Origin of the sequence: Neisseria sp. HMSC068C04, from assembly GCF_001810105.1 — a bacterium.
GTDB lineage: Bacteria > Pseudomonadota > Gammaproteobacteria > Burkholderiales > Neisseriaceae > Neisseria > Neisseria flavescens_B.
Window position 1 is genome coordinate 1 of the sequence record NZ_KV799992.1, and the last position, 214, is coordinate 214.

Sequence of the window (214 nt, forward strand, 5' to 3'; positions counted from 1 at the left end):
TGAAAGACGCCCTTAAAGACCTGAAAGAGGCAGGCTTAATCCAAACCGCCCCTGCCGGTATTGCCACCGCGACACAGCAAAGCCAACTGCATACCGCCAATGAAAACATCCACCTGGTCAGCGGCAACCATACCGACATTACCGCCGGCCAAAGCCTGACCGCCCATGCGGCAGAGAGCCTGAACCTGTTTGCGCAAAGCAGCGGCATCAAGAT

General features: G+C 56.5%; 1 protein-coding gene. It reads left to right on the forward strand.

Features of this window, described 5'->3' with window-relative positions:
- On the forward strand, window positions 1–214 hold a 214-nt coding region (locus HMPREF2700_RS09440), incomplete at both ends, for a DUF2345 domain-containing protein (RefSeq protein ID WP_141745846.1).